We start from the raw sequence: 25595 nt of genomic DNA, 5'->3' as shown, positions 1-25595 counted from the left end.
ATTTTTCAGTGTTAAGCGAGAAATTAAGTAGGGAAATTGGTAAACACGAGGGAGTTGCTGGTGTTTTATGTATTCGGAAAAAATACGGTCTGATTTCGGCCGTTGTTTTTTGCTATATATAATGCCTTATCGGCTTGTTCTATCAGTGTCGAGAAACTTTCATGGTGATTAATGGTAGAAACGCCAAGACTGACGGTCACTTTGCCGACGACTTTGTAGGGCAATGAGCTGAGAGACGTTTGAAATAACACAGCAATATCATTCAGCGTATCTTGATGAGGATTCGCTAACACAATCACAAATTCTTCGCCTCCCCAACGCGCTATGGCGTGCTCTTCGGTATAAACGGTACGTAAGCGTGAAGCGAGCTCTATTAAAACTCGGTCGCCAATAGAATGACCATAGTGATCATTTACATTTTTAAAGTGATCAATATCGATAAGTAAAACGCCTATTTTGTCATCAAAATGACGTTGGCCAAGCCAATGGGAGAGTCCTCGGCGATTAAAGACATCGGTTAGGTAATCTCGAAATGCGCTTTCTTCTGAGCGTTGAAGGTCGAAGGTGACCTGATTCATATGACGGGTGATTTTATTTTGGTACGGGTAAATGATGTAAAACAGTAAGCTGGCAGGAATCAGCATTGACAGTATTTCACGACCTCTTGGTGTGTGAAGTTCATCTAGGTGATTGAATAAATAATGCAATATAGGCAGCGCCAGTATTCCCCAAAGCACCAAAATGTATTTTTTGTATTTCATCGGCAGCATGATCATACCGATTACCAATGATGCGATGACAATACCAATGATAGGGGGCAATTCATCAACTAATCGCCATTGGTCTTGCCATGCTCCTATGGTGAAAAATAATACGGGAGGAATAAACGTTAATATCCCAATGGCAGCGCAAATTTTTATGGTAATGCGGGCGCGCGAATCCGGAGAGCGAGAGAAGAACCAAAGTAAACCAAGCATCAAGAAGACATTAGAGAATGGGATAACAAAGTCAATGATGTGTTTGGTTGGAAAAAAGAAGACAAAGGTCGCAAATGACAGGCAAGTAATACACAGCGAAATGAGTACCTTATAAGTGGTCGCTATTTTAATTTCTTCTTTAATAGATCGTTTCTTCATCGTGTTGGTTTACTTTAAACATTATTCGAACGTTGTGATCATAATGAAGTCTGACATAGATTACTGTTGTTTCTTCGTGAAAATATGTCTTTAAGCTGGTGTGTCGTGTAAATAGCCGTTTAGCGACATTGATAGATGACAAGAGAAAAAACCACGAATTACACCAGTTAGAATTGACCTTTTGAAACTAATTGTAGAGCATAGGCAATTATTTTTTCATTCCATCTCTTTTAGACAACAATAGGTAGAAACTTGGCTGTTTACACTTCCCTTTCGGACTCTGACATGCGCGCCTTAGTGGCCGATTATTATTTAGGTGAACTGATTTCGTTCCAAGGCATTTCTGGAGGGGTAGAAAACACAAACTACTTTCTGACGACGACCACAGGAAAGTACGTGGTGACCTTGTTTGAAGAGTTTCAACTTGACGAAGTGCCATACTTTTTAGACGTTGTCGCGCATTTGAAACACAAAGGTTTTAATGTTCCAGCTGCTCTGATCGATATTCATGGTGAGCGACTACGTGAAGTAAATGGCCGCCCCACCATTATTGTCGATTGCTTTCCCGGTGGTGAGCTAAAAGGTACGGATGAAATATCTTGCCGGTTAATGGGTGAAGCCTTGGCTAAGTTGCATATTGCGGGTGAAGATTTCCCTGTGCATCGTGATAGTCACCGTGGTGTGGCTTGGTGGCATAAAACCAGTAAAGCGATTGCTGAGGAGTTAGAGCCAGCACAAGCGCAATTATTGTTGTCTCAAATCGCCGAATTCGATGCGTTTATTGCCGAATACCCAGACTTACCTAAAACCACCATTCACGGGGATTTGTTCTACAACAACACCTTGTTTGAAAACAATAAATTGTCTGCCATTATCGATTTCTATAACGCTTGCCATTCTTGGGTGATGTACGATTTGGCCATTGTGGTGAACGATTGGTGTTCGGATATGAAGACTGGCGAGCTGGATAAAGCCAAATATAAGGCGTTAATAAAAGCCTATTTGCATGAACGTGAAGCTAGTTCAGAGGAAGTTCTTGCTTGGCCTTATATGTTGAAAATTGCGGCGCTACGTTTTTGGTTGTCTCGTTTGGAAGCATGGCACGGCGCAAAACACGACCCTGAACGCTTGGCGCAACAGCATGATCCGCTTGAATTTCAGCGTATCTTAGAAGCGCGAGTACGTCACACACCGAATTTAGTTGAGTTCCAATAAAAGGTACTTTTAAAAAAGGTAATAATCTGATGCGTTTTTTGTTGTGTTTGTGCATTACGGTCTTGTTTGCTGGATCGGTCATGGCGCATCCTCATGTTTGGGTGGATTCACAGTATCGAGTCAAGGTGGATCAAGCCAATGTAGAAAGCCTTGAGGCAACGTGGAGTTTGGATCTTTTTACTTCCACAAGCTTGATTGCCGAATACGATATTGACGGCGATGGCGAGTTTAAAGGCCAAGAAAAACTCGACATGATCGAGGTATTGAAGAGCTTTGAAAACTATGGCTTTTTCATCAAAATGAAGCAAGATGGCTCTGAGCTTATACCAAAAAAAGTACACATTTTAGATGTTCGCATTCGCGATCAAATGCTGTGGATTCGCTTGGGCATCGATTTGCCAACTCCGGTCAATCTTGAAACCTCGACTTTGAGCTTGGCCTTTGGTGACGACGAATTGTATTTTGCGATGGAGCCGTTGGAAGAAGGTTTAGTGCGTTTGTCTGGTACGTTATCTGAAATTTGTACACCAGTTGAGCATGAAGCAACGGAAACATCGGTTGCAGTGTGGGTTGATTTGACTTGTAAGCCCTAACTTATAAAGTGATCTCGTAAAGAATTCTCTTTTCAACGCCTAATATAAAGGTAAAAGCACATGTTAGAACATTTCCAATGGTTGCCTTTTTTAGCTGCTATCACTGTGCTGACAATGAGCCCAGGTGTTGATACGATTCTGGTCATGCGTAACGCAGCATCTGGTGGCTGGCGTTTGGGTTTTTTGACAAGTTTGGGTATTTGCATGGGTTTGTTCGCCCATGCGACTGTATCAGCGTTAGGTTTGTCGGTGATTTTGCTTGGTTCCGCTGGTTTGTTCACTGCGTTTAAGCTGGTGGGTGCGGCGTATCTTGTGTACTTAGGTGTGCAAGCTATTCGCAGTGCGATGAAGCCGGTCGGTATGACATTTAAAGACGCAAAAAATCCTAAATCACTGACGTCTTGGGGCAGCTTTCGCCAGGGTGTTTTGTCTAACGTCTTGAATCCAAAACCGATTATTTTTTACATGGCATTTTTGCCACAATTTATTGATCCGAGCCATTCTGCGTTGGCTCAATCCCTTTTTATGGCCTCACTTCACTTTATCATAGCGATGGTGTGGCAAACGTTTCTTGCGCTTATGGTTCATAAGGCGCGAGTTTGGCTGGCGCGCCCAAAAGTGGCGCTCGTCTTAGATGGCTTGACTGGCGTGTTGCTATTGGGCTTTGGTGTAAAACTCGCACTGAGCCAGCGCTAGCATTTGCTTATTAAACACACATTTTAGGAAGGTGTACTTGAAGCTGTACTGGCACCTTCCATCAGTATCAATTCTATTATAGTTAGTACTCTTGCTCTAGGTACTCGTCCTAGTCGCTCCGCTTCAATCATGGCAAAGAATAAGCCATGGAAGCACTCTGTAATAGCCGCTGCACTGATATCTACTCGAAAGTGGCCACTTTGTTGGCCTCTTAAGAAAAATGCATCGATTTTTTCTTGTGCAATTATACACTCACCATTTTCTAACAGTTCCGGCTGCCAATGCTGAATAGTAAAGAGGGTTAATTCTTTATTCTTATAGCAATTTTCTAGTAATTTTCGAACCCCTTCTCTTGGCTCCGCCGTGTCTAGATTAGCGTCCTTGATTGCCGATTTATAAGCGTTAAGGCTGCTGCTTTGTAGTCTTTCAAGCAGGCTTTCTCTAGTGGGGCAGAAACGATACAAGGTAGCTTTACTGACACCTACAGCACAGGCGAGTTCTTGCAGTGAAGCTCGTGGGTGCTCAACTAATGCAAGCGCTAGTGCATTCTGCAGTGCATTGTTTGTTTCGTGTTCTGTCATATCTTTATCCAGTTTGTCTTTAAATAACCATGTCTCATGGTTGTCTACGTTTTACGTATTTTATGCAAGGGGATTTTACGCAGAATATCTAGTATATGAAATCTTAGATGCGAGTAAAAAGCACAAACAAAGTGAATTAAGTATATATCAAATGAATCACTATGGATTCATTTGGATTATTTTAATACTATTTAAAGCTGTTTTATCTCTGGCAAAAATTTAAGGTATTAACCAATGATACGAATTCTGAAAAATGGACGAGCGTTGCTACCAGTTTTGGCGGTGTTATTTGTAGTGTCTGGCTGTACCTCAAGTGAGCCAGAGGCTCAAGCCAGTCCTCCTCCAAGCGCAAGAGCTGCCACAGTAACGACTGTTCAACCAATTGAATATGAAGAAAATGCTATTTTGCCAGGGCGAATTGAGCCTATTCGTGAAGCCGAGGTGCGTGCTCGTGTACCCGGTATCGTGTTGCATAGAACCTTTATTGAAGGCTCCGATGTCAAAGCGGGAGATATATTATTTGAAATCGATCCCGCATCTTTAAAAATTGCACTTGCTAGTTCTAAGGGCAAATTAGCAATGGCGGAAGCGACCTTGTTTGATGCAAAAGTGCTGGTCGATCGTTATGCGCCTTTGTTGCAGTCTCAAGCGGTCAGCAAGCAAACTTTTGATGCTGCTCAAGCTGCCTATTTAAGTGCAAGTGCCTCTGTTGCTTCAGCCAAAGCAGATGTTGCGAATGCCGAACTTAACCTTGAATACGCAACAGTACGAGCGCCTATTTCAGGTCGAATTGGTCGAGCAAATGTTAGTGAAGGCATGTTAGTGGGGCAAAGTGATACAACTCTATTAGCAACTATTCAGCAACTTGACTCTGTTTATATAGACTTTACTCAATCTGTTACCGATACCCTGAAATATAGACAATCTGTAGAAGATGGCACTTCTGCTAACAGTACGAAATTGATGGCCAAGTTAGATGGTTACAACAAAAGCTTCGAAGGGAAATTGTTGTTTTCTGACAGTCAAGTAGATGAAAAAACTGGCAATGTTGTGTTGCGAGGCTTGTTCCCAAACCCTAATAAAGTGCTACTGCCTGGCATGTATGTTCGTGTTGAGGCTGTTCAGTCTCATTCTGCTAAGGCGATATTGATTCCTCAACGTGCTGTTATGCGTGGTAACGGAGGACAAGCATTTGTTTACGTTGTGAATGATCAAAATGCAGTGGAATCTCGTTCAGTTGTAACGGGTTCAATGTCACAAAATTTATGGCGTATTACAGAGGGATTAAATGCTGGCGATAAAGTAATTATTGATAATGCAGCTATGTATCAAGCGGGAGAGAAGGTAACAGCTTCCGTTAAAGTAGCCTCTAACACTTAGTTCATTGTTCACTTTATCTTAACTATTAAGACGTTTTAGAGGCTCAATACATGTCTAATTTTTTTATTGCACGCCCCAACTTTGCTTGGGTCATGGCAATCTTTATTTTGTTGGCGGGGCTGCTTGCTCTACCAACTTTGCCTGTGTCGCAATTTCCGGTAGTAGCACCACCGCAGATTGAAATCACCGCCACATATCCCGGTGCATCCGCTCAAGTCTTAGTTGATTCGGTAACCAGTGTTATCGAGGAGGAATTAAATGGAGCGAAAGGTTTGCTCTATTTTGATTCTTCTAGTAACGCAAATGGTATCGCCCAGATTACGGCATCTTTCGAGCCCGGCACTGACCCTGATCTAGCTCAGGTTGACATACAAAACCGTCTTAAAAAAGCGGAAGCGCGCTTACCAAGTAGTGTTATTGCTCAAGGCGTGCAAGTTGACCAAGCAAGCTCTGGTTTCTTGATGATCTATGCTTTGACTTTCAAAGGTGATGATGCGTCTAAGAGCATTATTACTTTGGCAGATTACGCAGCACGAAATATTAACAATAATATTCGCCGTGTGGAGGGTGTGGGTAAGCTGCAGTATTTTGGCACCGAAGCCGCTATGCGGGTTTGGGTTTCACCGGAAAAGTTGCTGAGTTACGGTTTATCCATTGGTGATATTAATAACGCAATTAGAAACCAAAACGTTCAGGTACCTGCTGGTAGTTTTGGTGGTCGACCCGCCGATGATACGCAAGAGTTAACCGCTAGTCTGGTTGTGAAAGGCTTTTTGGAAGATCCTGAAGAGTTCGGCGATATTGTTCTACACAGTAACGTGGATGGTTCAGCTGTTTATCTTAAAGATGTGGCTCGTGTTGAGCTGGGTAAGCAAGATTATAATTTTGAAACTCGTTTAAATGGTCATAAAGCCATCATGGGGGCGGTTCAGCTATCGCCGGGTGCGAATGCCATCGAGACGGTGAAAGCGGTAAAAGCTCGTGCTGCGGAACTGGAAGCGAACTTTCCAGATGATATTCAAATCAGCTTTCCTTATGACACCTCTAAATTTGTTAGTGCAGCGATTGAAAAAGTAATTCATACCTTGATTGAGGCGATTGTCTTAGTGTTTCTTGTGATGCTGTTGTTCTTGCAGAATTTACGCTACACCTTGATCCCTACTATCGTTGTACCTGTTTGTATCTTAGGGACGTTTGCAGTGATGTCCTTGATGGGCTTCTCGGTAAACATGATGACCATGTTTGGTATGGTGCTCGCCATTGGTATTTTAGTGGATGACGCCATTGTGGTGGTCGAAAACGTTGAGCGTATTATGGTGGAAGAGAGTCTTTCTCCAAAAGATGCAACGATCAAGGCCATGGGGCAAGTATCCGGTGCCATCGTGGGTATCACATTGGTGCTATCGGCGGTATTTGTCCCTCTTGCTTTTATGAGCGGGTCCGTTGGTATTATTTATCAGCAGTTTTCTATGTCTCTTGCTGTTTCTATTATGTTGTCTGGGATATTGGCGCTAACTTTTACGCCTGCATTGTGTGCGACTCTATTGAAACCCATTGATAAAGAAGCACATCATGAAAAAGGTGGTTTTTTTGGCTGGTTTAATCGCCAATTTGCGGGGTTAACTAATCGTTATTCTGCGTTGAACGGCAAGTTAGTAAGCCGCCCAGGACGATTCATGTTGATGTATCTTGTACTTATTATTGGGCTTGGTTATGCCTATATGCGTTTACCTGAATCTTTTGTGCCAACGGAAGACCAAGGTTACATGATCGTCGATTTGCAGCTCCCTGCAGGTGCTACTTTTTCTCGAACCAATGAGACAATGAAAGATGTTGAGGAGTTCTTAGGGCAGCGGGATGCGGTTGAAAACGTAGTTACTGTTATGGGCTTTAGTTTCTCTGGAATGGGGGCGAATGCTGGTTTGCTATTTCCGACTTTCACCGATTGGTCTGATCGTGAGCAGTCTTTATTTGATGAAACGATGGCTTACAATCAATTTGCCGGTAGCATCACAGATGGCCGTTCGATGGCGGTTCCACCGCCATCGATTGAAGGAATGGGGAACTCTGGTGGTTTCTCATTGCGATTGCAAGACCGTAGTAATCTAGGTAGAGAAGCGTTAACTAATGCACGTAATACTGTTCTAGGCCAAGCGAATGCATCTCCAATCATTGCTTATGCCATGATGGAAGGCTTAGAAGATGCGCCGCAGCTTAGAATTAATATAGATCGTCAAAAAGCGACAGCATTGGGCGTAGGGTTCGAATCAATCAACAATGCGGTATCAACGGCGTACGGTTCGGCCTCAGTTAACGACTTTACTAATGCAGGTCGCTTGCAACGCGTTGTTGTTCAAGCCGATGTTGCAGATCGTATGACACCAGAGCGTGTCTTAGAGCTGCAAGTGTTAAATGACGAGGGTAACCTTGTTCCAATGCGCTCTTTTGCAAGCAGCTCGTGGGAGATCGGGCCGGTTCAGGTATCTCGTTACAATGGTTACCCAACGTATAAAATTTCCGGAAGTCCAATGCCTGGACACAGTTCTGGTGAGGCAATGGCGGAAATTGAACGTATTATTAGTACTCTGCCAAAAGGTATTGGCTATGAGTGGACCGGGTTGTCTTACCAAGAGAAAGCAGCGGGGTCACAAGCTCCAATGCTGCTGACCATTTCTATTTTGGTGGTTTTCTTACTATTGGTGGCATTATACGAAAGCTGGTCTATTCCATTGTCGGTTATTTTGATTATTCCGATTGGAGCACTCGGTGCGGTTGCAGCAGTTTATCTGATGGGGATGTCGAATGACGTTTACTTCAAGGTAGGTCTGATTACGATTATTGGTTTATCGGCGAAAAATGCTATCTTGATTGTTGAGTTTGCCAAAGATCTTTATCAACAAGGGCATTCGCTAAAAGACTCAGCGATCCAAGCCGCAAAATTGCGCTTTAGACCTATCATTATGACGTCAATGGCCTTTATTTTAGGGGTGGTACCTTTAACGATAGCTACGGGAGCAGGTGCGGCAAGTCAGCACTCATTAGGTGTAAGTGTTATCGGTGGCATGATCTCCGCAACAGTCTTAGGTGTATTGTTTGTTCCTGTGTTCTTCACATGGGTGCTTGGGCGCTTCAAAACGTCAAATAAAACAGTCTAATAAAAGACACTTATTTTTTGTTCGAAAAGCCGATTTTGTGTCGGCTTTTCTTTTTGTAATTCAATGCCACTTTTTCCTCATTTTTTCTGATTCTTTGCTAGAATTCCCCCATCTGCGTTCTCTTCGGGACGGTCCTTAAATAGAGACTGCTTTCAGATAAATATTTGCTGTGCCACAAGCGCGGTAAATTGGGTGAGTCCTAGCAATATAAGATAGGGCTTTAGATAATAAGAGATCTTTGTCTCGTATTGGCTTATGACATCGAGCAAAGGTTTCAATAAGCATTCGGTTTTGCTGTCTGCTTTTTTGGTGATTATTCTAAATGAGTTTATTAATTTCAACTTGGATTAAGTTCTTCTTTCTCTTCGCGCCGTTTTTTGTGTTGTCGATGTTTCTTGCGTTAACCCGCGGAGAATCTTCGGCATCTCGTCGACAAGTGGCGAACAAAGCCATTATTGCCTCTGTGGCGATTTCTATTGTGCTGTTGTTTTTTGGTGGCAGTTTGTTTGCTGTGTTAGGCATCACGCTGGATTCTTTCCGTATTGGCTCCGGCGTATTGTTGTTTTTATCAGCCTTGAGTTTGGTCCGTGACGGTACGCGTAACCATGCGGTTGGCATGCCAAGCGAAGAACGTGATGATGTGTCTGTTGTGCCATTGGCGGTACCTACGATTATTGGACCAGCGACGATTGGTACAATTCTAGTTTACGGTGCTGAACTACAAGGTTGGGATTTATTTATTGGCTTGTGTGGTTTGTTGTTGGCATTGGGTACTTTGGCGATCATTTTGTATTCCGGTTCTTTGATTGAAAAAATGCTCGGTCGAACAGGCTTAAATGTCTTGTCTAAGATTACCGGTTTGGTTTTGGCGGCCATGGCTGCGCAGATCTTTATGAGTGGTGTAATGGGTTTTTTACATCCAGCCACTTCAGCCGTTAGCTAAGTGGTTATGAATTAAATTTTGTACAAAATGCGGCGTTTCTAGGCTTTGGCTTCTCCTTGGGTTTTACTTGTTATATCATAACAAAATTGTATCCAATTTCGGTGAGAGCCAATTATGGCAAAGAACGTCGCTTTTTTATTGTTATCTTTTTTATGTCTCAGCTCGCCTCTTTATGCAGCGATTGATTTTGCGCTGTATCAAGATTTTATCCAGTGGATTATTTCTCAGCAAGCCACTTTTCATCGTGAATTAGTGTCTTTAGTTCGCTCTATCAGCAAAGGCGGCAGTCCGGTTTTACTGTGGGGGTTAATCTCTACAAGCTTTTTTTATGGCGTTTTTCACGCGGCTGGACCAGGTCATGGTAAGGCGGTTATTTCTGCTTATATGTTGGCGAGCAAAGCGCCATTACGCCGTGGTATTAGCTTGGCATTTTTGTGCGCTGGTGTTCAGGCAGTGATGGCAGTCTTAGTCATTGTTGTGCTTAGCCAAGTGTTTTCCTTGGCAGGAAAAGCCATGCAAATAAGTCGTTTTTTTGAAGTGGCGAGTTTTGCTGCAGTTGGCTTGATTGGTGTGTGGATTCTTTTGCGTTTATTACGCGGCCAATCTGGTTGTGGTCACGATCACTCACAAGACCATCTTGAAGAACATCATCACGATCATTCTGCGGAGCATCACGATCACTCCCATGAACATTCTCATGGTCATGCATGTTGTTCTCACCACAAAGATGAAGCGAAAACCGCTCGTCGTAGTATTTGGGCAATGGTGGCCGCGGTGGGTATTCGTCCCTGTACTGGGGCGATTTTAGTTTTGTTATTCTCTTTGAGCACGGGCATTTTTGTTTGGGGTTTGGTGGCAACCTTTGCCATGGCATTAGGTACTGCTATTACTGTCGCTGCTTTGGCTGGCGTTAGTGTTTTTGTTCGTGATACAGGTTTTGCGTTAAGTAGTGAGCATCGTGTTTGGCGACAACGAGTGTCGCGCATCTTTGGTTTTCTTGCCGCTTTCGCTTTGATAATAATCAGTACTTCAATGATTTGGAGTTACGTAAGCAATGCAGGAAGGGCTTTCTAATGAAACATGAAGACTCACATCAGCACTCACAACAAGATTCTCATCAACACAGTCATCATAACCATAATGATTGTATTGATACCGCGTTAGAAACAGCGGAAACCCTGTGTGCAGAGCAAGGCCAGCGATTAACGAAAGTACGTCGCCGCGCATTGGAATTGATCTGGGAAAGTCATCGCCCACTTGGTGCTTATCAGTTATTGGCGAAGTTGGCCGAAGAGGGTTTTAACTCTGCGCCGCCAACGGTTTATCGTGCTTTAGACTTTTTGTTAGGTGCGGGTCTGATTCACAAAGTGGAATCGATGAACGCTTACCTTGGCTGTGCCCATGCAGATAAAGCGCACAAAGGTTATTTCTTGATTTGCGATGAATGCCACAATGTTATGGAATTCGATTACCAAGATATTCATGCGGCCTTGATCGAAAAAGCCGCGCATCAAGGTTTTGAGTTACGTGCTGAAACCATTGAATTAACAGGCTTATGTGCGAAATGTAAGGCAAAAAAAGTAGGAGCAAGCGCGTGAGTAAGCGATTGGTTGCTTTTGATAAAATTGGTATCTCGTTTGATGGCAGAGTTTTGCTTGAAAACATTGATATGACGATCAGCGAAGGTGAGATTGTCACCTTGATTGGCCCAAATGGCAGCGGAAAAAGTACCTTGATTCGCACCTTGTTAGGGCTGCAAGAAGCAACTTCTGGCGAAATAGTCAGGCATAAAACCTTGCGCATAGGTTATATGCCGCAGAAGCTGCATATCGATCCGACTTTGCCATTAACGGTAAAGCATTTCTTGGCTTTGGTGCGTGGTGTTGATAAACAACAAATTCTTCCTACACTAGAAAAACTCGGCATTGGGCATTTGTTGAAATCACAAGTGCATGTGTTGTCTGGTGGTGAAACACAGCGTGTTTTGTTGGCGCGTGCCTTGTTGAACCGACCAAATCTATTGGTGCTTGATGAGCCAGTACAGGGCGTGGATGTGAATGGTCAGGTGGAGCTTTATAACCTGATTGAAAACATCCGTAATGAGCTAAATTGCGGCGTGCTGATGGTATCTCATGATTTGCATTTGGTGATGGCGAAAACCGATACCGTGGTGTGTATCAATCAGCACGTTTGCTGTTCTGGAAGCCCGCAGCACGTAACCGGCCATCCGGCTTATCAAGCTTTGTTTGGTGTGCCAGGAGCCGATGAATCCATCGCGATTTATGCTCATCAGCACGATCATGTGCATGACGAGCACGGCAGCATTGTATCCGAGGGTGGCGATGCTCACGGCCACGATCATTCTCACTGTAATCATCATTAATTACACACCAGTTAGCAGATTTTGGAGTTCGTAATAGCATGTTAGATCTTTTGCTCAGAGCCTTGTTAGGCGGATTGGGTGTGGCCGCGGTCGCAGGGCCGTTAGGCGCGTTTGTTGTTTGGCGACGCATGGCGTATTTCGGTGACACCTTGGCGCATTCTGCTCTATTAGGTGTGGCGTTAGGCTTTTTATTAGACATCAATTTGAACCTTGCGATTATCGTTCTGTGCGTTGGTTTGGCCTTGGTGTTGGTGACTTTGCAAAAGAAACACATTATTGCGACGGACACCTTGTTGGGGATTCTAGCGCATTCGGCATTGTCACTTGGTTTGGTTGCAGTAAGTTTTCTCGACAATATTCGTATAGATTTAATGGCGTATTTGTTTGGTGATTTGCTGGCGATTAACCAAGCCGATGTGTACTGGATTTACGGCGGTGGTTTTGCGGTCATTGCGTTATTAGTCACATTTTGGAAACCTCTACTAGCTGTAACCGTTAATGAAGAGTTGGCCAAGGTAGAAGGTTATCCGGTCGAAGCGATTCGTCTATTGCTGATGTTGCTGGTGGCTTTGGTAATTGCGGTAGCGATGAAAATCGTCGGTGTCTTGTTGATTACGTCTTTGATGATTATTCCCGCTGCGACGGCGCGTAAGTTATCGAGTACCCCAGTACAAATGGCATCGTTTGCTAGCTTGATTGGTTGTTTGGCTGTTTGCGGTGGTTTGTGGGCGTCTTATCGTTGGGATACACCAACTGGCCCAAGCGTTGTAGTGTGTGCTGCCTTGTTATTCTTGATTGCTTATACCTTGCCGTTTAAGCGCTTGCGTTAGGTTTTTAAAGCTTAGATGAAGGCCACCTTGGGAAACCAAAGTGGCCTTTTGTATTTTTCTTAAATGCTATGAAGTCGTTTTATTTGAACGAATTTTAATACAAGCACAGAGTCCTGGGTGCGTATTGGTTAAAACCAACTCGCCATTATGCAAAGAGACTATAGCTCGGATCAGAGTCAGTCCTAATCCGTGCCCGAATACGTCCTTTTTTGAAGAAAGCCTTTTGAATCTCTGAGTGACAAAATGCAGACTCTCTTCTGGGATACCTTTACCTTGATCTGAGACTTTTATAAAGGTATTCCCCAATGATGAATCTATTTTAAGAGTTATAGTTTCACTTTCTGGCGCGTACTTAATAGCGTTATCTAATAGGTTTGCAATAGCTTGAAAAATAAGGATTTTATCAGCACAAAAAACATGTTTTTTTTGTGCTTCGAGCTTTATGTTAATTCCATAATTTTCTGCTAATGGCTGATAATACTCATAAACTTCATGCAATATGTCATAAGCATTAATGTTGTCTTTTTGATGGCTAACTTGTCCTGTTTCGACTTCAGAAAGTCGCATGATAGAGCGAAAAAGTATTTGTATTTGCTCGGTTTCTTTAATTGCTTGCTCGAGCTCGTTGAGCTCTTTTCCTCCTACACGTTCTGATAAGTTGATCAACTTATGCTGCAGGCGAGTGAGTGGTGTTCTTAGTTCATGTGCAACATGACTAGTGATGTCTCGAACTTCTCCCATTAGCCTCTGAGTGCGTTCAAGTACAATATTAATTTCTTGACTCAGTTGGTCGAATTCATCTTTATTGTCGTTTGAGTTAACTCTAACGTTGTGTTTACCACTAGCATATTGCTCTAGGGTGTAAATGATATGATTAACGCGGTAGAGATTGTGTCGACTAAAGCGTAGGCTAATTACTAAAATCATGAGTTGTATTGCCAGCAGCCCAACACCTGTCATAAGAGATATTATTTGAGTTTGTTGGTTCATTGGTTTTACGTTGTATGCGTTAAAATACATACCGCCATCTGTTAAAGGCACTAATAGTCCTAATAACTCGACATTATTATCTTTTAACGAGACAATATCTGGCGAATTTATATTGTGTTTTTGTAAGTATTGGATTTGACTATCTGATACGTTCTGCTTATTTCCTAATAAAACTTTTCCATAAGCGTCAAAAATAAAGGTGAAGTGATCTTTTCTGCTTTCTTTATAGTTTTCATTTTTTAATTGTATTGATAAATCATTGCTGCTGTTAAATTTATTATTTAATTTTTGATTTTCTATATTTTCAAAAATCATATTTTTAACATGACTTTTCATGATGTTGTCTAAAATGTAGTCACAAATAAAAATAGAAGCAGAAGATATCAATAAGCAAATAAAGGCAATGATAGTAGCTTGCCTAAAGCTGCTACTATGGGACAACGATTTAATAAACACAGAATCATCCTAAAGCATAACCAACTGAACGAATAGTTCGAATGATTGGATTTTTAGATCCACCATCTAGCTTATGTCTTAATTTGGAAAGGTGAACATCTAGGATGTTAGTTTGTGGGTCGAAGTGATATCCCCATGCTTTTTCTAACAACATGCTGCGAGTAACGGTTTGTCCTGGATGTTCGGCAAGTACATAGAGTAATTTGAATTCTTTGTTGGTTAAGTCAATCTTTTGTCCTGAACGAGTTACTTCGTGTAATTCAAGATTTATCATCATATCTTTGATTTTTATAAGATTGCTTGATGCTACTTTTTTGGTACGGAAGTACAATCGTTCTAGGCGTAAAAGTAGCTCGGTAAAATCAAATGGTTTGCCGAGGTAGTCATCCGCCCCTGCTCTGAGACCTTCTATTCGATCCGATATTTGATCGTTCGCCGACAGAATAAGTATAGGTGGGTGAGGAGTATTACCAAGTAAACCAAGCAACTGGATACCGTCTAGTTTAGGGAGGACACGATCCAATAAAATGACATCAAAAACTTCTTTCTTAATCAGCTTCAATGCGTCTTCACCATTATCTACTAGCTTGCATATATGACCTGATACATGCAGTTTGCTGCTAATCCAATGGCTAACGGAAGCATCATCTTCAACAACGAGAATTCGCATATCTTCTTATCTCTATAGAGTAAAAATGGTAATGAGTGTTAGAAACAGCATCAGCATACTAGCATCAATTGATAATGGTTATCAATATCGTGTTTTTTGTTTTTTTAGCCTTCCTTCTTCCTTACAATCTTAGTTGTTTTTTTCTGTAAGGATTGACCATCCTAGCAACTGACAGGCAAAGAGCTAGCTTTTGTTTATTAAGCATTCTTAATACATTAATGGTTGAGTTATTAGAGGAAATGACTGTTAATAATTCGGCTTGATATTTTATTTATTAATACTTAATAGATTAAATGCTAATAAATAATGTTTTCTGGAATTGAATTCATGTTTGTAAAAAGTAAAACCTTCATGTATCAAGTTATTGCTTTCCTTAGCTTGATAATGGCGTTTGTAGGTGTGATGGTTCCTGGTATTCCTGCTACCGAGTTTATATTACTTTGTGCTTGGTCATCATCAAAAGGTTCCCCTAGGATTTATCGGTTTTTGCATAATAATCGATTTACAGGTCCTGTTCTTTATAATTGGGATAATGGCAAGGTGATTTCTAGAAGCAATAAAGTGATATCATCAATAAGCATGTTTTTATGTGCCTGTTTATTAGTATGTAGCGGAGTTAATTCATACGTTTTGTTTTTTGCTTTATCAGGGATGTTTGTTGGCTTTTTATGGATGTGGTCTAGGCCAGAAGAAGTTAAAAATTTAACAAAAGAATGTTAGTTTTTCTTAATATAAATGAAGTGGTCATTTGGAAGGTAAGTTTTTATCATTAAATAAGATGGATTTTTAAATGAGGCCAGATATGCAAACAATAGAAAAAGACCAAGATACACTGACATTTGCAAAGCGTTTAAAATATTCTACGCGTACTAATCACGATAGTGTCGATTCACTGGTGATGCAGTCAGAGCCATTTGCAAACGAAGAAAATTACAGAAAATTTTTGCGTTTACAGCATATTTTTCATTTATCTGTTGCGCCTTTGTACCAGAATAAAGCTCTGCAAGTGTTGTTTCCCGGGTTGGCTGAATTACCTAGGTTGTCTGCGGTTGAATCGGATTTGAATGACTTGGGCTTAAAGGCGGATGTTGATGTATCTTTGTTAGCTACGCCGACAGATCTGTACCAAGCCATTGGTTGGCTTTATTGCAGTGAAGGGTCGAATATTGGTGCAGCATTTTTGTATAAAGAAACACAGAAATTGAGCTTTGATGCAGACCATGGCGCTAGGCATTTAGCAGCACATCCTGAAGGACGAGCGCCGCATTGGCGTAAGTTTGTTGCTCAGTTAGACGCTTTGTCGCTAACGGAAGAGCAAGAAGCTCTGGCTATAAAAGGAGCGATGGACGCTTTCGCTTTTTATAAAAAAACACTGGCGAGCTTGAATTCCTAAGCGTCGTTCCGAGGCCAGATGAGTATTACTTTTCATCTGGCTTTTTTGCTTTGGTATAGGATTTTGATAATTCGCGAATGGTCTCCATTTGTTTTCCAAACTGACGACAAGGAGTGCAAATTGCAGTGTGCATGGTCAAGTTTATTTTTTCTTTGGCGGATAACGTGCGATCGAGTTTCTCCGAGAGCATTTGGGTCGCTTGTTTGCATTTTATCATTTACGACTTCTCCTTTTGAAACCAGTGATCTTCTAAACATTCCCGTAAACGTAGACGAGCACGATATAAAGTGACATTTAGGCTGCTTACCGACACATCTTCGTTATGACAAATCTCAGGTGTATCCATTTCGAGAAATTCGCGCATCATAAATAATCGACCATATTTGGCTGGTAAAGCATCCAAACAAGCATCGAAAATACGCCAGAAGTGCTCGTTTTCAACACCATGCTCTGGCTGATCCCATTTTTTAGGACGCTCGTCTTTTTGCCAATGGCCATTTTCCTCGAACAAGTGCTCGATTAACGCTTCACCGCTTAGATTGGGCCCCTCTTCGAGCTGACTGGCTGCCGTATGGCGTTTTTCCTTACGCAATAAATCGATGATCTTGTTCTTCAATATGGAAAATACCCAAGTCTTAAATGCCGCTTGTCGCGCAAAACGATCAATATTTTGATACGCAGAGAACATGGCTTCTTGTACTGCGTCTTCGGCTAATTGATTGTCTCGTACTTGAAGCCTGGCGAACTTCAGCATCTGCGTGCGTAGCTCTTCAATAAAAACAGCATCCTGAAAGATGTTAACTGCTGCTGAAGAATCCATCTCAACAGAGAGGTTCGCATTGGTCATTTAAGCCTCGGGTTGTTTGTCTGATTGTTAGACGATATTCGTCTGGTATTTATTACCATTCAACCATGATTTTAATTTGTCTATTTGCTCGCTGCTGCTTCTGCCAAGTACTCATCTTTCAGTTTGACGTAGTTAAGTCCGGCATACTGAAAATATTCGATTTCTTTGTCGTTGAGTGGACGGATTTGTTTCACGGGAGATCCCATGTACATAAAGCCCGTTTCTAAACGCTTGCCAGGTGGCACCAAAGAGCCTGCGCCTATGATGACTTCGTCTTCAATTACAGCACCATCAAGAATGGTGGTTCCCATGCCAACCAATACTCTGCTGCCAATCGTACAGCCGTGTAACATCGCCATGTGACCCACGGTGACGTCGTCGCCAATGGTTAGAGGATGACCTTCAGGCTTATAGTCGCTGGCGTGAGTGATGTGCAAGCAGGAGTTGTCTTGAACACTGGTACGAGCACCAATACGAATGCGGTGCATGTCGCCACGAATCGCAACTAAAGGCCATACAGAACTGTCTTCGCCAATGGTTACATCGCCAATAATTACGGCACTGTCATCGACCCAAACACGGTCGCCAAGTTGTGGTGTTTTACCACGGAAAGATTTCATCACCATAAATCCTCTCTTAAAGGGGGGCTTCTTAATAGAATGTACTAATAAATGAAGGAACTATTAACACAATAGGCTTTTATGCATTGAAAAAGTGTTAAGACAACCTATCTTAGTAAGCATAGTATTGATCAATGCAATACAGCGTTCAATTAATATAAAAGGATATCATGATATGTCACAGTCTGTATGGGACGCGACCAGCTTACCGAATTTTACCGATGTCGATGTTGCGAACATCGAAGCGGATCTAGAGAAACTACTAAAGCACAATCAAGAAGCCATCGACGCTTGTGTGAGTGAAAATACCAATCCAACATGGCAAAGCCTTGTTTTGCCCTTGGATCAACTGCACGATGACCTAAACAACTTCTGGTCACCAATTGGCCATTTGAACTCAGTTAAGAACACTCCAGAGTTGCGTGCGGCTTATAACGCTTGCTTGCCAAAATTGACCCAGTTTTATACGGATCTTGGGCAAAACAAAGCCTTGTACCAAGCCTACAAAACGCTTGCGCAAAGCGATGCAGCAAAAACGCTAACACAACCACAAAGTGAAGCTTTGACCCAAACCATCCGTGACTTCGAATTGTCAGGTGTTGGTCTAGAAGGCGACGCCAAAAAACGTTACGGCGAGATAAACCAGCGTTTGTCCGAGTTGGGTAGCCAGTTTGGTGAAAACGTGTTGGACGCGACACAAGCGTGGAGCAAGTTAATCACCGACGAAAGTGAATTGTCTGGATTACCGGAGTCAGCACTAGCACAAGCGAAGCAAATGGCCGAAGTCAAAGAAAAAGACGGTTGGTTGTTCACCTTAGACTTCCCATCTTACATGCCTGTAATGAGCTATGCTGACAACGCCGCTTTGCGCGAAGAAATGTATCGCGCTTTTGCGACTCGCGCGTCAGATCAAGGTGGCGACATCAAATTCAATAACGCGCCTTTGATTGACGAGATTTTGGCATTGCGTCATGAAATGGCGCATATTCTTGGTTTTGATAATTACGCTGAATTGTCGGTTGCCACTAAGATGGCTGACAACGGACAGCAGGTTATCGACTTCTTGGAAGACCTTGCTAAAAAGTCAAAAAGCTCGGCAGAACAAGATCTTGCACAGTTAACTGCGTTCGCAAAAGACGAAAATGGCGTAGAAAAATTGAACGCGTGGGACATGACTTACTACGCGGAAAAATTGCGTCAGCATAAGTACAGTATCTCTCAAGAAGAGCTGCGTCCTTACTTCCCAATGAATAAGGTTTTGTCCGGATTGTTTCACGTGGCACAAACCTTATTTGGCGTGGATATTCGAGAAGAAAAAGAATTTGATAGCTATAACAAAGACTTGCAACTTTTTACTATCAGCAAAGACGGTGAAGACGTTTCTCGTTTCTATCTAGATCCTTATGCTCGCGAAGCAAAACGCGGTGGCGCATGGATGGATTCTTGTCGTACTCGTCGTCGTTTGAGAGACAATCGTCTGCAGCTACCGATTGCGTATCTTGTGTGTAACTTCACACCACCAATTGGCGCTAAGCCAGCGTTATTGACTCACGATGAAGTCACCACCTTGTTCCATGAATTTGGTCATGGTTTGCATCACATGTTGACCCAAGTGGACGTTTCATCCGTATCCGGTATTAATGGTGTGGCATGGGATGCCGTCGAGTTGCCAAGTCAATTTATGGAAAACTGGTGTTACGAGCCAGAAGCGCTTGCCCACATCGCAGGACATTACGAAACGGGCGAACCATTGCCTCAAGACTTGTTAGATAAGATGCTGGCAGCGAAGAACTTCCAATCTGGTATGCAGATGATGCGCCAGCTGGAGTTTTCTTTGTTCGATTTCCGTTTGCACATGGAATACCAAAAAGGCATTTCTGTTCAATCCGTTATCAACGACGTACGCAGCAAAGTAGCAGTAACGACGCCACCTGAATTTAACCGTTTCCAAACTAGCTTCTCGCATATTTTTGCTGGTGGTTACGCGGCGGGTTACTACAGCTATAAATGGGCGGAAGTCTTGTCAGCCGATGCGTTCTCGAAATTCGAAGAAGACGGCATCTTCAATAAAGATACCGGCGCACGCTTCCGTGATACCATATTAGCCAATGGTGGTTCTCGTCCAGCAGCGGAATTATTCGCTGAATTCCGTGGTCGTGAGCCAAGCACCGATGCCTTATTGAGACACAGCGGCATCGCGGCATAAATATTTGTTCTGCAAGGAAGCAGCGTCTCGCCTGATGACGATCAGACAAGACGCTGCTTTTTTATGACGTCGCTCGAAGGCGTTACTTTTTTTAAAGGTAGTTGGGTTATGACTGTAAAACGCTTTATCGCAGGGGCTGTGTGCCCTCGTTGTAGTGAGATGGATAAGATTCGTGCATGGCGCGACGATGATGTTGAAAAGCAATATCGAGAGTGCATTTCCTGTGGTTACACGGATGAGCAATCTACGGTAATACAGGCGCAGCCAACTGAGATTCCAACGCGAGTGAATACGCCTCACAGTAGCGCTCCTCAAGCGGAAGAAATGGTGATTAATTTTATACCGAATCCGGGTTCGACCAAACACTAGCCTCAATCGAGCACAGAGCAATTAAAAAAGCGGATGATATTTCTATCAATCCGCTTTTTTGTACCCGCTGGAAAGCGCTTAGTTATTAACCAACCAAAGGATATCTAACGGTTGAATGAGGCTTAACGATGGCAAGTCTACCAATTCCTTGTTTAACAAGTTAATTGCTGTTTCTTGTCCGATTAGTTCACTTAGTGATTTCCCAAGTGGTAGATGTTCGAGCGGTACTAGGTGTTCGCTCATGTTGGCGATGACTAATAGTGTTTTGTCGTCCATTTGTCGCCTAAAGGCGAATAGGTGTTCGCTGCCTAGTGAGACAAGTTCGAATTCCTGCGCAGCGAAAAGTGGATTAGCTTTGCGGATTTTAATCATCTCTCGGATTAGCTGAGCGATTTTTCCCTGCGGTGCGCCGTTATCCTCAGCAAGCGCGAAATCTGCGTTGGTGAGCTTCTTACGATGTACCCAGCGACTATCTTCTGCTTTTGTCGAGTCGTTTAGGTAGTCATCGTTGTTTAGCACGCCAAGGTCGTCGCCTTGATACAACAATGGGATGCCGGGCATGGCGAAGTTGATACCATTGAGGACACGTATGCGGCTGATGGCATGATCAAGCAACAGCGGATCGTCTGCAGCGATGGCATTTTCCACGCCCGCAAGAGACGCCAAGGTACCGCAAACACGGCAATCGCCATTCACTGGGTTTTCTTGGAACGGCACACCTGCAGCAAAAGAGCCTTCGAATTGGCCAGTATAGAATTGATTCAAGAAGCGACGATGACCGATCCCATCAATGCCAAGACGATCAGAAATGGCGTCATCCCATAACCAGCCAATATCGTCATGACAGCGGATATAGTTGATCCAAGTCGTATGCTCTGGAATCGCGAAGCTGCGCTCAAGAGATTGGTACAACAAGTTGGTTTGACGTGTCGCTAAACTTTCCCATAACAAGGCCATCATTAGTGGGTTGTAAGACAGCGTGCACTCATCGGCGCCAATGTATTTATTGACTTCATCTGGGTGAACAATTGCTTCGGATTTAAAGACGACTTGTGGTGCTGCGATGTCCAAGCAGGCTTTGAAAGCTTTGATCAGGTTGTGAGCCTTAGGTAAGTTCTCACACACTGTTCCTTTCTCTTTCCAGACAAAGGCTAAGGCGTCGAGTCGTAAGACATCACAACCGTTTAAAATTAGATGTAACATTTCTTCGACGACAGCGACAAAAACCGCCGGATTGGAATAGTTCAAATCCCATTGAAATGAGTTAAAGGTCGTCCAGACATGGCTGTCTAATTCAGGTAAATAGGTAAAACTACCGCGACGAATTTGAGGAAATATTTCGCGTACGGTTTGGTTGTATTCCATGGCGTCTTGCTCGCCCATGAAGTAGTAATAGCCTTGGAACCCTTGGTCACCTGATTTTGCAGCTTCGGCCCAACGATGTTCGTCTGATGTGTGATTAAACACAAAATCCAACACCATGCGTATGCCTTTTTTGTGTAGCGCGGAAGCAAGGTCTTTTAGGTCTTTGTTAGTGCCCAAATTAGGTGACACGGTACGGTAATCTGAAATCGCATAACCGCCGTCACTGTTGCCTTCTGGAGCTAAATAAAGCGGCATTAGATGCACATAGTTAATTCCTAAGGATTCAAAATAAGGGATTTTGTCGATTAGAGAGCTGAGGTCGTCAGCTAATAAATCCACATATACGGCAATGCCGACATTTTGATTGGATTCGAACCAGAACTCTGATTTGTCTTTGATTTGGGCAGGGCGTTTTTTCTTATGAAAATCGATAAAGGATTGTAGCAACACCTTGAGATGATAGTGCAGGTCGAAGCACTGTCCATAAAGCGGGAAAAGCTGTTCGAAGAGTGGTGCAAAACCGTTCTCTAATCGCTTAACGAAGATCGCTTTTTGTTGAGAAGTCAGTTGGCTAAAATCTAATTCGGCTAACAAACGCTGTTGTGTTTTTTGTGCTTCAAAAGCGAAATTCATGACCATATTTTTGCCTTGTAAGACGTGCTCGTGAAAAACGACGAGTTCGGATTATTGTTACCTAGGCTGGAACCTTAGGCTAAAAGTTTGGTTGGAGAGTTCGCTTTAACAACAAGATCAGCGCGCTTCGTTTTCCATGGAGAAAACGTAGCCTAAGGGGTATGGCGGGTCAATATGGCAGCTTTCTAAATACTGACTTAATTTCCGAGAAGCTCACCTCTCGGAAATTAATCGTTAGGTTAGTTGTCTGCGTAACCGCTGCCGATAGCATTAAAAGGCATATCAAGATTGAGTTCTGGGACTTGTAAGCCAATCCAGGTTGGGAAGGTGTTGCTGTTTGGACCAGGGAATACCGTGTATTCGTTTGCCCAAGGATAACGTTTCACTGCTTCGTTGATTTTTGGAATCAATGCTTCCGCTTTTGGGCCAATAATTGAAAGAACTTTCTCTGGTTTTGCGCCAAACCAATAGCGATCTGGTGTTGTGGTTTTATATTCAGATAAGGCTGGAAGTCCTCTATCTACTCTCCAACCAACGACTTCATGAACAGTATATTCGGCCGCGTTTTTCTCTTTGGTTGCCACCCAAGTATGGACTGCAAACCAACCGCGCCAGCTGAAAGCGTCGGCGGCATAAAATTCGATAACAGCGTCTTTTTCTTCTTCGGGTGATGGGGCTATGCCTGCGGGTTCTCGGCTTGCGGTGCGCCAGCTATCGTTAGAAGAGCAAGCGCTTAAAAATAGGGTGATAAATAATAGTCCTAAATACTTTGTCATGCTTTGTCCTTGGGCTGTTAGATCGTTTTAATGCTATTAACATACGCAAGTTTTGCTCTATTTGGGCCATTATTTTTTATCAAATATGTTTTATTTCATGGTTTTTGCCCAGTTCAAAAATTGGACATAAAAAACGCCAGAAGACTGACGTTTTAGGTTTGTTGTTTCAACGAAACAGCAAATTAGTTCATTTCAGTAATAAAGTCTTCTGCTGAACGACGTACTTTTTTCAGGCCTTTTAACCAGTCACCTTCATCTGCGCGGTAACCTAAAGGAAGTAGAATCACAGAGCGAAGTCCACGTTCAGTTAGACCTAGAATTTCGTCTACTTTTGCAGGGTCAAAACCTTCCATTGGTGTGCTGTCTACGCCTTCTTCGGCGGCCGCGATCAATGCCGTTCCAAGACCGATGTATGCTTGACGAGCTGCGTGTTGGTAATTCACTTCGGCCTCGCGAGGAGGGTAAGCGCCTAAAATCATTTGACGGTAGTTTTCCCAGCCTTCGTTTTTAAAGCCACGTTCGTCGTTTACTAAGTCGAACATCTTGTTGATGCGTTCTTCTGTGTAGTTGTCCCATGCCGCAAAAACTAATAGATGAGAACCATCAGTAATTTGCGCTTGGTTCCAAGCGTGAGGCACGATGGCTTCACGCAATGCTTTGTTTTTTACTACGATGACTTCGTATGGCTGAAGTCCGCTTGACGTTGCTGTAAGACGAATCGCTTCTAGAATGCGGTCTACTTTTTCTTGCTCAACGGCTTTGCTTGAGTCCATTTTTTTAGTGGCATAGCGCCAGTTCAATTTATCTAACAAATTCGACATTTCAATTCCTTGGTAAGGTTTGTATATGGAAGCAATATGGGTCTAATGTTAGTTAAGTACAAGTGTTGTTTTAAGTAGAAAATGAGGAAGTTGAATGATCGGTTAAATGTCGAACTTTGTTGGTATCTTGCAATAGTTTCTTTAATAACGCCCTAAAATGGTTCATTTTTTTTGCGAGATGCAGTAAGGTGCGATTTCGTAAACTTCAATGGACCCCTTTTAAATGACGTTAAATCATAAATCATCAATATTACAGCGTTATTTGCGCGGTAGCTTAGTACTACAAATTGCTATCGGTATTATCTGTGGTGTCGTGTTGGCATACGTTTCACCTAACACCGCTTTATCGGCAAGTTTACTTGGTGATTTTTTTGTTAAAGCACTAAAAGCTATTGCTCCGATTTTGGTGTTTTTATTGGTAATGGCATCTATTGCTAATCATAAACAAGCTCAACAAAGTCATATTCGTCCGGTACTTGTCCTTTATTTGTTTGGTACGTTTGTTGCCGCTTTAACGGCAGTGGTGTTTAGTTTTGTGTTTCCAACACAGCTGCATTTGGTTGCTCCAGACTTAAGCCAAAGTGCGCCTCAGGGAGTAGGGGAAGTCCTGCGTACACTAGTATTTAAAATGGTTGATAACCCAGTAAATGCACTTGTTCAGGGGAATTATGTAGGCATATTGACTTGGGCTATTGGCTTTGGATTGGGTTTGCGTCATGCCTCCGAAGCTACAAAAGCATTGTTGCAGCATTTAGCGACCAGTGTGACAAGTATTGTGTCGGTGATTATTCGCTTGGCACCATTTGGGATCTTTGGCTTGGTTGCTAGTACAATCGCAGAAACTGGTTTTGATGCCTTATTTGGGTATTCTCATCTGTTAGCTGTATTAATTGGCGCTATGTTGTTTATTGCATTCGTTACCAATCCATTATTGGTGTTCTGGAAGATTCGTCGTAACCCTTACCCATTGGTTTTTAAGTGCTTAAAGGAAAGTGGCGTAACGGCATTTTTTACGCGTAGCTCTGCAGCTAACATTCCGGTCAACTTAGATCTGTGTAAGCGTTTAGACTTGGATGAAGATACCTATTCTGTGTCTATTCCATTAGGCGCGACCATTAATATGGCTGGCGCTGCGATTACCATTACGGTTTTAACTTTAGCGACGGTAAATACTTTAGGTATTACATTGGATTTTGGTACGGCGTTATTGCTTAGTGTGATAGCGGCTGTGTCTGCATGTGGCGCATCGGGCGTGGCTGGTGGTTCATTATTATTGATCCCATTGGCGTGTAGCTTATTTAATATTCCCAATGAGATTGCGATGCAGGTTGTTGCTGTCGGTTTCATTATCGGCGTATTGCAGGACTCCGCTGAGACTGCGCTGAATAGCTCGACGGATGTACTGTTTACCGCAGCGGCTTGTCTTGCTAACGAAAAAGCGAGTTGAAATTGAGGCTTGCTTGGTAAATAGGATCACAAAAAGAAAGGGAAGCATTTGGCTTCCCTTTTTTGTTTGTATGGTTTTCTTGTCAATTGG

The 25595-nt window shown here is 42.8% G+C and carries 25 protein-coding genes; 15 read left to right on the top strand and 10 right to left on the bottom strand.

What is annotated here, in order from left to right:
* Nucleotides 1-65: 65 nt before the first annotated feature.
* Complete coding sequence (locus BUA59_RS04315) at nucleotides 66-1136, bottom strand: GGDEF domain-containing protein (RefSeq protein WP_072838501.1); 1071 nt, start codon at nucleotides 1134-1136, stop codon at nucleotides 66-68.
* A gap of 252 nt (nucleotides 1137-1388) precedes the next feature.
* Here BUA59_RS04315 and BUA59_RS04310 point away from each other — a divergent pair, with 252 nt between their 5' ends.
* From BUA59_RS04310 to BUA59_RS04300, 3 genes are read left to right on the top strand one after another with little or no spacing between them, the layout of a single operon-like run.
* The gene (locus BUA59_RS04310; protein ID WP_072838500.1) at nucleotides 1389-2351 is read left to right on the top strand and encodes a homoserine kinase; all 963 of its coding nucleotides are present in this window, start codon (nucleotides 1389-1391) and stop codon (nucleotides 2349-2351) included.
* Nucleotides 2352-2380: 29 nt separating this feature from the next.
* Complete coding sequence (locus BUA59_RS04305) at nucleotides 2381-2944, top strand: DUF1007 family protein (RefSeq protein ID WP_072838499.1); 564 nt, start codon at nucleotides 2381-2383, stop codon at nucleotides 2942-2944.
* Between the two features lie 60 nt (nucleotides 2945-3004).
* Nucleotides 3005-3640: a LysE family translocator gene (locus tag BUA59_RS04300; protein WP_072838498.1), complete on the top strand. Its 636-nt coding sequence runs from the start codon at nucleotides 3005-3007 to the stop codon at nucleotides 3638-3640.
* A gap of 23 nt (nucleotides 3641-3663) precedes the next feature.
* Here BUA59_RS04300 and BUA59_RS04295 read toward each other — a convergent pair whose 3' ends face one another.
* Nucleotides 3664-4221 (bottom strand): TetR/AcrR family transcriptional regulator, encoded by a 558-nt coding sequence (locus BUA59_RS04295; protein WP_072838497.1) that lies wholly within the window; start codon nucleotides 4219-4221, stop codon nucleotides 3664-3666.
* A gap of 234 nt (nucleotides 4222-4455) precedes the next feature.
* Here BUA59_RS04295 and BUA59_RS04290 point away from each other — a divergent pair, with 234 nt between their 5' ends.
* The 7 genes from BUA59_RS04290 (at nucleotide 4456) to znuB (ending at nucleotide 12912) form a co-directional block, all read left to right on the top strand.
* On the top strand, nucleotides 4456-5601 hold the full coding sequence (locus BUA59_RS04290; RefSeq protein ID WP_072838496.1) for an efflux RND transporter periplasmic adaptor subunit: 1146 nt from the start codon (nucleotides 4456-4458) through the stop codon (nucleotides 5599-5601).
* Nucleotides 5602-5651: 50 nt separating this feature from the next.
* Nucleotides 5652-8756, top strand: a complete 3105-nt coding sequence (locus BUA59_RS04285; protein ID WP_072838495.1) for an efflux RND transporter permease subunit — start codon at nucleotides 5652-5654, stop codon at nucleotides 8754-8756.
* 322 nt (nucleotides 8757-9078) lie between these two features.
* Nucleotides 9079-9699: a MarC family protein gene (locus BUA59_RS04280; RefSeq protein WP_072838494.1), complete on the top strand. Its 621-nt coding sequence runs from the start codon at nucleotides 9079-9081 to the stop codon at nucleotides 9697-9699.
* Nucleotides 9700-9813: 114 nt separating this feature from the next.
* Nucleotides 9814-10773 (top strand): nickel/cobalt transporter, encoded by a 960-nt coding sequence (locus BUA59_RS04275; RefSeq protein ID WP_072838493.1) that lies wholly within the window; start codon nucleotides 9814-9816, stop codon nucleotides 10771-10773.
* Nucleotides 10773-11297, top strand: coding sequence for a Fur family transcriptional regulator (locus BUA59_RS04270; protein WP_072838492.1), 525 nt, complete (start codon nucleotides 10773-10775; stop codon nucleotides 11295-11297). Before BUA59_RS04275 ends, BUA59_RS04270 begins: the two co-directional genes overlap by 1 nt.
* Nucleotides 11294-12082, top strand: coding sequence for a zinc ABC transporter ATP-binding protein ZnuC (znuC, locus tag BUA59_RS04265; RefSeq protein WP_072838491.1), 789 nt, complete (start codon nucleotides 11294-11296; stop codon nucleotides 12080-12082). Before BUA59_RS04270 ends, znuC begins: the two co-directional genes overlap by 4 nt.
* Before the next feature lie 38 nt (nucleotides 12083-12120).
* Nucleotides 12121-12912 (top strand): zinc ABC transporter permease subunit ZnuB, encoded by a 792-nt coding sequence (gene znuB, locus BUA59_RS04260; protein WP_072838490.1) that lies wholly within the window; start codon nucleotides 12121-12123, stop codon nucleotides 12910-12912.
* A gap of 66 nt (nucleotides 12913-12978) precedes the next feature.
* Here the strand turns inward: znuB and BUA59_RS04255 are convergent, their stop codons facing one another.
* Nucleotides 12979-14358 (bottom strand): sensor histidine kinase, encoded by a 1380-nt coding sequence (locus BUA59_RS04255; RefSeq protein WP_072838489.1) that lies wholly within the window; start codon nucleotides 14356-14358, stop codon nucleotides 12979-12981.
* Nucleotides 14359-14362: 4 nt separating this feature from the next.
* Entirely contained in the window at nucleotides 14363-15028 is a 666-nt protein-coding gene (locus BUA59_RS04250) for a response regulator transcription factor (protein WP_072838488.1), read from the bottom strand.
* Nucleotides 15029-15355: 327 nt separating this feature from the next.
* On the opposite strand from BUA59_RS04250, the gene BUA59_RS04245 reads away from it, so the two are divergent.
* A complete protein-coding gene (locus BUA59_RS04245; RefSeq protein WP_072838487.1) occupies nucleotides 15356-15748 on the top strand; it encodes a YbaN family protein in 393 nt (130 codons plus the stop codon).
* Between the two features lie 82 nt (nucleotides 15749-15830).
* A complete protein-coding gene (locus BUA59_RS04240; protein ID WP_072838710.1) occupies nucleotides 15831-16421 on the top strand; it encodes a biliverdin-producing heme oxygenase in 591 nt (196 codons plus the stop codon).
* 25 nt (nucleotides 16422-16446) lie between these two features.
* Here BUA59_RS04240 and BUA59_RS04235 read toward each other — a convergent pair whose 3' ends face one another.
* The 3 genes from BUA59_RS04235 to BUA59_RS04225 form a co-directional block, all read right to left on the bottom strand.
* A complete protein-coding gene (locus BUA59_RS04235; protein ID WP_072838486.1) occupies nucleotides 16447-16638 on the bottom strand; it encodes a zf-HC2 domain-containing protein in 192 nt (63 codons plus the stop codon).
* The gene (locus BUA59_RS04230) at nucleotides 16639-17268 is read right to left on the bottom strand and encodes an RNA polymerase factor sigma-70 (protein WP_072838485.1); all 630 of its coding nucleotides are present in this window, start codon (nucleotides 17266-17268) and stop codon (nucleotides 16639-16641) included. It lies immediately after the preceding gene.
* 80 nt (nucleotides 17269-17348) lie between these two features.
* A complete protein-coding gene (locus BUA59_RS04225; protein WP_072838484.1) occupies nucleotides 17349-17894 on the bottom strand; it encodes a gamma carbonic anhydrase family protein in 546 nt (181 codons plus the stop codon).
* Between the two features lie 169 nt (nucleotides 17895-18063).
* Here BUA59_RS04225 and prlC point away from each other — a divergent pair, with 169 nt between their 5' ends.
* Both prlC and BUA59_RS04215 read left to right on the top strand, forming a co-directional pair.
* The gene (gene prlC, locus BUA59_RS04220; protein WP_072838483.1) at nucleotides 18064-20094 is read left to right on the top strand and encodes an oligopeptidase A; all 2031 of its coding nucleotides are present in this window, start codon (nucleotides 18064-18066) and stop codon (nucleotides 20092-20094) included.
* A gap of 108 nt (nucleotides 20095-20202) precedes the next feature.
* Nucleotides 20203-20463: a YheV family putative zinc ribbon protein gene (locus BUA59_RS04215; RefSeq protein WP_072838709.1), complete on the top strand. Its 261-nt coding sequence runs from the start codon at nucleotides 20203-20205 to the stop codon at nucleotides 20461-20463.
* A gap of 78 nt (nucleotides 20464-20541) precedes the next feature.
* On the opposite strand, the gene BUA59_RS04210 is transcribed toward BUA59_RS04215, so the two are convergent.
* From BUA59_RS04210 to BUA59_RS04200, 3 genes are all read right to left on the bottom strand, one after another.
* On the bottom strand, nucleotides 20542-22467 hold the full coding sequence (locus BUA59_RS04210; RefSeq protein WP_084122141.1) for an amylosucrase: 1926 nt from the start codon (nucleotides 22465-22467) through the stop codon (nucleotides 20542-20544).
* A gap of 233 nt (nucleotides 22468-22700) precedes the next feature.
* Nucleotides 22701-23237: a DUF3750 domain-containing protein gene (locus BUA59_RS04205; protein WP_072838482.1), complete on the bottom strand. Its 537-nt coding sequence runs from the start codon at nucleotides 23235-23237 to the stop codon at nucleotides 22701-22703.
* A gap of 182 nt (nucleotides 23238-23419) precedes the next feature.
* The gene (locus BUA59_RS04200) at nucleotides 23420-24058 is read right to left on the bottom strand and encodes an NAD(P)H-dependent oxidoreductase (protein WP_072838481.1); all 639 of its coding nucleotides are present in this window, start codon (nucleotides 24056-24058) and stop codon (nucleotides 23420-23422) included.
* Nucleotides 24059-24281: 223 nt separating this feature from the next.
* On the opposite strand from BUA59_RS04200, the gene sstT reads away from it, so the two are divergent.
* A complete protein-coding gene (gene sstT, locus BUA59_RS04195) occupies nucleotides 24282-25505 on the top strand; it encodes a serine/threonine transporter SstT (protein ID WP_072838480.1) in 1224 nt (407 codons plus the stop codon).
* Nucleotides 25506-25595 lie beyond the last annotated feature (90 nt).

The organism is Marinomonas polaris DSM 16579 (genome assembly GCF_900129155.1).
In the GTDB taxonomy this organism is placed as follows: domain Bacteria; phylum Pseudomonadota; class Gammaproteobacteria; order Pseudomonadales; family Marinomonadaceae; genus Marinomonas; species Marinomonas polaris.
The sequence above is the reverse complement of the archived record's forward strand: the minus strand, read 5'-3'. Positions and strand labels throughout refer to the sequence as shown.

Excerpts from the sequence above, each read along its gene's own strand:
- BUA59_RS04315 (WP_072838501.1), bottom strand. The coding sequence starts at position 1,136 with ATGAAGAAACGATCTATTAAAGAAGAAATTAAAATAGCGACCACTTAT.
- BUA59_RS04305 (WP_072838499.1), top strand. The coding sequence starts at position 2,381 with ATGCGTTTTTTGTTGTGTTTGTGCATTACGGTCTTGTTTGCTGGATCG.
- BUA59_RS04300 (WP_072838498.1), top strand. The coding sequence starts at position 3,005 with ATGTTAGAACATTTCCAATGGTTGCCTTTTTTAGCTGCTATCACTGTG.
- BUA59_RS04295 (WP_072838497.1), bottom strand. The coding sequence starts at position 4,221 with ATGACAGAACACGAAACAAACAATGCACTGCAGAATGCACTAGCGCTT.
- BUA59_RS04290 (WP_072838496.1), top strand. The coding sequence starts at position 4,456 with ATGATACGAATTCTGAAAAATGGACGAGCGTTGCTACCAGTTTTGGCG.
- BUA59_RS04285 (WP_072838495.1), top strand. The coding sequence starts at position 5,652 with ATGTCTAATTTTTTTATTGCACGCCCCAACTTTGCTTGGGTCATGGCA.
- BUA59_RS04280 (WP_072838494.1), top strand. The coding sequence starts at position 9,079 with ATGAGTTTATTAATTTCAACTTGGATTAAGTTCTTCTTTCTCTTCGCG.
- BUA59_RS04275 (WP_072838493.1), top strand. The coding sequence starts at position 9,814 with ATGGCAAAGAACGTCGCTTTTTTATTGTTATCTTTTTTATGTCTCAGC.
- BUA59_RS04270 (WP_072838492.1), top strand. The coding sequence starts at position 10,773 with ATGAAACATGAAGACTCACATCAGCACTCACAACAAGATTCTCATCAA.
- znuB (WP_072838490.1), top strand. The coding sequence starts at position 12,121 with ATGTTAGATCTTTTGCTCAGAGCCTTGTTAGGCGGATTGGGTGTGGCC.
- BUA59_RS04250 (WP_072838488.1), bottom strand. The coding sequence starts at position 15,028 with ATGCGAATTCTCGTTGTTGAAGATGATGCTTCCGTTAGCCATTGGATT.
- BUA59_RS04245 (WP_072838487.1), top strand. The coding sequence starts at position 15,356 with ATGTTTGTAAAAAGTAAAACCTTCATGTATCAAGTTATTGCTTTCCTT.
- BUA59_RS04240 (WP_072838710.1), top strand. The coding sequence starts at position 15,831 with ATGCAAACAATAGAAAAAGACCAAGATACACTGACATTTGCAAAGCGT.
- BUA59_RS04235 (WP_072838486.1), bottom strand. The coding sequence starts at position 16,638 with ATGATAAAATGCAAACAAGCGACCCAAATGCTCTCGGAGAAACTCGAT.
- BUA59_RS04230 (WP_072838485.1), bottom strand. The coding sequence starts at position 17,268 with ATGACCAATGCGAACCTCTCTGTTGAGATGGATTCTTCAGCAGCAGTT.
- BUA59_RS04225 (WP_072838484.1), bottom strand. The coding sequence starts at position 17,894 with ATGGTGATGAAATCTTTCCGTGGTAAAACACCACAACTTGGCGACCGT.
- prlC (WP_072838483.1), top strand. The coding sequence starts at position 18,064 with ATGTCACAGTCTGTATGGGACGCGACCAGCTTACCGAATTTTACCGAT.
- BUA59_RS04215 (WP_072838709.1), top strand. The coding sequence starts at position 20,203 with ATGACTGTAAAACGCTTTATCGCAGGGGCTGTGTGCCCTCGTTGTAGT.
- BUA59_RS04210 (WP_084122141.1), bottom strand. The coding sequence starts at position 22,467 with ATGGTCATGAATTTCGCTTTTGAAGCACAAAAAACACAACAGCGTTTG.
- BUA59_RS04205 (WP_072838482.1), bottom strand. The coding sequence starts at position 23,237 with ATGACAAAGTATTTAGGACTATTATTTATCACCCTATTTTTAAGCGCT.
- BUA59_RS04200 (WP_072838481.1), bottom strand. The coding sequence starts at position 24,058 with ATGTCGAATTTGTTAGATAAATTGAACTGGCGCTATGCCACTAAAAAA.
- sstT (WP_072838480.1), top strand. The coding sequence starts at position 24,282 with ATGACGTTAAATCATAAATCATCAATATTACAGCGTTATTTGCGCGGT.